We start from the raw sequence: 3,950 nt of genomic DNA, 5'->3' as shown, positions 1-3,950 counted from the left end.
TCTTGTACTACAAACTGTTTAGCTCCTTTAGCTAAAGTTATCCACGATAATTTCGAAATCGTTGAAGGTTTAATGACTACTGTTCACGCAACTACTTCAACTCAAATGACAGCTGACGGACCTTCTAGAAAAGACTGGAGAGGTGGACGTGCTGCTGCAATCAACATCATTCCTTCTTCAACAGGTGCTGCTAAAGCGGTTGGAAAAGTTATCCCATCTTTGAATGGAAAATTAACTGGAATGTCTTTCCGTGTTCCTACTGCTGACGTTTCTGTAGTAGATTTAACGGTAAAAGTTGCTAAAGAAACAACTTACGAAGAAATCTTAGCTGTATTGAAAAAAGCTTCAGAAAACGAAATGAAAGGTATCTTAGGATACACTGAAGATGCAGTTGTTTCTCAAGACTTTATTTCTGATAAAAGAACTTCAATCGTTGATGCTGGTGCAGGAATTGGTTTAAACTCAACTTTCTTCAAATTAGTATCTTGGTATGACAATGAGTACGGATACTCAAGCAAATTAATTGATTTATCTGTACATATTGCAGGTTTAAAATAATAATATATATTTTTGCAAAATCCCGTTACTTATAATAACGGGATTTTCTTATTTTGTTACCTCTATAATTAATGTAAAAAACACACTTTTAAATTAAAAATAGAAAACCTAATTCCAAAAACTAAACAAATGAAATTAATAGTTGATAGTGGATCTACTAAAGCCGATTGGATTGCGATAGATGATAATGGAAAAGTATTATTCACAACACAAACTTTAGGATTAAATCCTGAAATTCTAGACGAGCCAGAAATCATTGAAAGATTAAATGACCGTTTTGATATCTTACAAAACAAAAAAAATGCTACACATTTATTCTTTTATGGTGCCGGATGTGGTACTGATAGAATGAAAGAGTGGTTAAAAAGAATTTTCCAAGAGTATTTTTCTAACGCAATTGTAGACGTTCAAGAAGATACTTATGCTGCAGTTTATGCAACAACTCCAAAAGGACAAGAAGCTATAGTTTCGATCTTAGGAACAGGTTCTAATTGCAGTTACTTTGATGGAAAAGTGTTGCATCAAAAAGTACAATCATTAGGTTATATTGTAATGGATGATTGTAGCGGTAACGTTTTTGGAAAAGAATTAATTAGAAAATACTATTTTAATAAAATGCCTAAAGAATTGGCTGTTGAACTTGAAAAAGAGTACGACGTTGATCCAGATTTTATTAAAAACAAATTATATAAAGAGCCAAATCCTAATGCTTATTTAGCTACTTATGCTAAATTCTTAATTAAGCATAAAGATACTGAGTTCTGCAGAAAAATCATTTTCAAAGGAATGAAGTCTTTTGTTAAAAATTACATCAAACAATTCGATAACTGCAAAGAAGTTCCAGTACATTTTGTTGGTTCTATTGCATTTTATTTGAAAGATGAATTGCAAGAGACATTTAATAAATATGAACTTCAATTAGGGAATGTTTTAAGAAGACCTATTGATGGATTAATTGCTTACCATGTCGCTAATCAATAGTTCTGGTTTTATGGAAATTGCCATTATTGCTCATGATGGAAAAAAAGCAGATTTAATTGATTTCTTAATCAAAAATGAAGCTGTTTTACACAATGAAAAAATAAGGCTTATTGGTACTGGTACTACGGGAGGAAAAGCAGAAGCTGCTGGATTTAAAACTCAGAGAATGCTTTCTGGGCCTCTTGGAGGCGATGCGCAAATTGCAGGAAGAGTTGCGGAAGGAATTACGCAGATGGTTTTCTTTTTTAAAGATCCCTTGTCAAGTCATCCGCATGAAGCAGATATTAACATGCTAATTCGTGTTTGCGATGTGCATAATGTGCCGCTAGCAACCAATGAAGCAACGGCACAATTATTATTAGATGCTATTGCACAGCAATTATAGAAATTTCTACATTAACATTTTTTGGCAAACAAGCCACTTGAACCGTTTCACGAGCTGGAGCGGTTTTTTCGTTAAAATAAGATCCGTAAACGGTATTTATTGCTCCAAAGTTGTTCATGTCCATAATGAAGATTGTTGACTTTACAACGTTCTCAAAAGTCATATTTGCAGCTTCAAGAATAGCAGCAATGTTTTTCATCACTTGATCGGTCTCGTCGTTAATATTGTCTGTAATCAATTCTCCCGACTCAGGATTGATTGCAATTTGTCCAGAAGCATAAAGTGTGTTTCCAGACAATACGGCTTGATTATACGGTCCGATTGGAGCCGGAGCTTTCTCGGTGAAAATGATTTTTTTCATAATAAATTATTTTGATTCGAAAGTAGTTTATCTATTTGAAACGCTTCGTTTGTTCCATTTGATATCGCTAAGCATACCAGATTTAATTCCGATAAAGAAGTTCCAGTTAGAGTTTGTCCCCAAAGGTTGCCAGTTAAAGGCCATTCTCCAACTTAATAAATCTCTTTCAAAACGGAATTGTGTAAAGGTAACTCCTTTTTGTACAAAGTCATAACCTGTAGAAACACCGGCTTTCCATTTAGGAGTAAGATCGGTATTGACAGAGATCATAATCGAATTACCAGAAATAGTGCTTTCTCGCTTTACGTTTGAATACGTTAACGAATAGGCAAGTGTCATGTCCCAAGGGACTTTAGAATTGAAGAATTCTGTAATTACATCATCTTTTTCAGGCTCGTTAGCAAACTGGCTGTTACGGCTGTCATTTAAGTCGGTATTTGTACCAAACAAGTCATCGCTTCGTCCTCCGTTCCGCTGACTCTGGGTATTCTTTTCTTTCTCTTTTCCAGTTCCTTTATTAGAGAATGAGTAGTTTACAGTTACGTTTGCACTAGTCATTCTAAATAAACTTCCTCCATTGTCAATATTGAATTTGTCAATTTTGTTACCTCCATTATCAATTGCATATGGGTCTAATGTGGCTCCAAAGTTCATATTCATTTTATTGTCAAAAAACTGTGTTCCACCACTAACCAATACAGGTTGCCAGCCAAAAGTAGATTTGCCATCAGCATTAAAATTGTAACTTGTGCTAAAGTTTAAGTTGTTTAACAACATTATTTTTTTAGGCTCTGTTTTTGTGCTGTCTCGGTCTCTTACTTTGGCTTCAAAAGTATTACTTAAGGCAAAACCAACAATATTAGAGTTGTCTTTTCCAGGCGCTCCAAATAATCCGTTTTCAAATCTTGTATATTCAGAAGTAATTCTTCCAGAAGCATCGACTCCATAAGTGTCGTAGTATCTTTCAAAACTTGGCGTATAAGCATAAGTTATACTTGGACGCATTACGTGTCTAATTGACTGAATTCTTTTGTCGTCTCCGAAGTTAAAAGTTCCGTAGATCGTTGTTCCTAAATTGGTGCTGAAATTATAAGTTCTATAAGAGTCAAAGCCGTTTATAGATTTATTAACTGTTTGTCCTGCAGTAGGATCGTACTCTTTTTGGATTGTTTTGTTAACCCAAGTTTCTTGATAGGTTGTAGAGGCTCCAGCACTAAAATATTTAAAAATCTTAAAGTTAGTGCTCAAAGGAATAGTCTGTTGTAATCCTAACTGCGCATCGTCAAACATCTGCGGTTTAAAAAACAAAGAATCTTTTGTTTTAAAGTAGTTTTTACCGCTTACATTATATTGTAAGTTGATGTTTTTGATTAATCCTTTCTTTACACCATCTTTTCCAACAAAAGGATAGACACGATCGATACTTCCTTGTAAGGATGGAAGAGTCATAATAATGTCTTCTGTTTGCGTATTCTGGCTATGTGTTGCAGATAACGAAATACGTGAGCCAGGAATGGTGTTGAAAGTTTTATTATATGAAATAGATGAACTTAATGTGTTATTTAAGTTTGATCCAATATTTGCTTGATTGATCGACTGTTTGAAATACTTACTACTACCCATGTTGACAGAAGCAGAAAAAGTAGAATTCGGATTTGATTTTGT

At 34.2% G+C, this 3,950-nt stretch carries 5 protein-coding genes; 3 read left to right on the top strand and 2 right to left on the bottom strand.

Annotation, left to right across the window (positions count from 1 at the left end; translation table 11 throughout):
* The 3 genes from B3J44_RS22670 to B3J44_RS22660 form a co-directional block, all read left to right on the top strand.
* Positions 1-558 (top strand): type I glyceraldehyde-3-phosphate dehydrogenase (locus B3J44_RS22670; RefSeq protein WP_414654828.1); only part of this gene is annotated, 558 nt, incomplete at its 5' end.
* Positions 559-687: 129 nt separating this feature from the next.
* Entirely contained in the window at positions 688-1,539 is an 852-nt protein-coding gene (locus B3J44_RS22665; RefSeq protein WP_198856318.1) for an N-acetylglucosamine kinase, read from the top strand.
* A gap of 10 nt (positions 1,540-1,549) precedes the next feature.
* On the top strand, positions 1,550-1,924 hold the full coding sequence (locus B3J44_RS22660; protein WP_044048067.1) for a methylglyoxal synthase: 375 nt from the start codon (positions 1,550-1,552) through the stop codon (positions 1,922-1,924).
* On the opposite strand, the gene B3J44_RS22655 is transcribed toward B3J44_RS22660, so the two are convergent.
* Positions 1,905-2,285 (bottom strand): RidA family protein, encoded by a 381-nt coding sequence (locus tag B3J44_RS22655; protein WP_198856317.1) that lies wholly within the window; start codon positions 2,283-2,285, stop codon positions 1,905-1,907. The genes B3J44_RS22660 and B3J44_RS22655 overlap by 20 nt on opposite strands.
* Positions 2,286-2,312: 27 nt before the next feature.
* Positions 2,313-3,950, bottom strand: a 1,638-nt coding sequence (locus B3J44_RS22650) for a putative LPS assembly protein LptD (RefSeq protein WP_286971590.1), incomplete at its 5' end; no start/stop codon positions are given.

Source organism: Flavobacterium sp. UBA4854 (assembly GCF_002399805.1).
GTDB lineage: Bacteria > Bacteroidota > Bacteroidia > Flavobacteriales > Flavobacteriaceae > Flavobacterium > Flavobacterium ginsengisoli.
Note: the sequence above shows the minus strand (reverse complement) of the source record. Positions and strands in the feature narration are given on the sequence as shown.

Bases quoted from the DNA above. Each gene is read 5' to 3' on its own strand.
- B3J44_RS22665 (WP_198856318.1), top strand. From the start codon at position 688: ATGAAATTAATAGTTGATAGTGGATCTACTAAAGCCGATTGGATTGCG.
- B3J44_RS22660 (WP_044048067.1), top strand. From the start codon at position 1,550: ATGGAAATTGCCATTATTGCTCATGATGGAAAAAAAGCAGATTTAATT.
- B3J44_RS22655 (WP_198856317.1), bottom strand. From the start codon at position 2,285: ATGAAAAAAATCATTTTCACCGAGAAAGCTCCGGCTCCAATCGGACCG.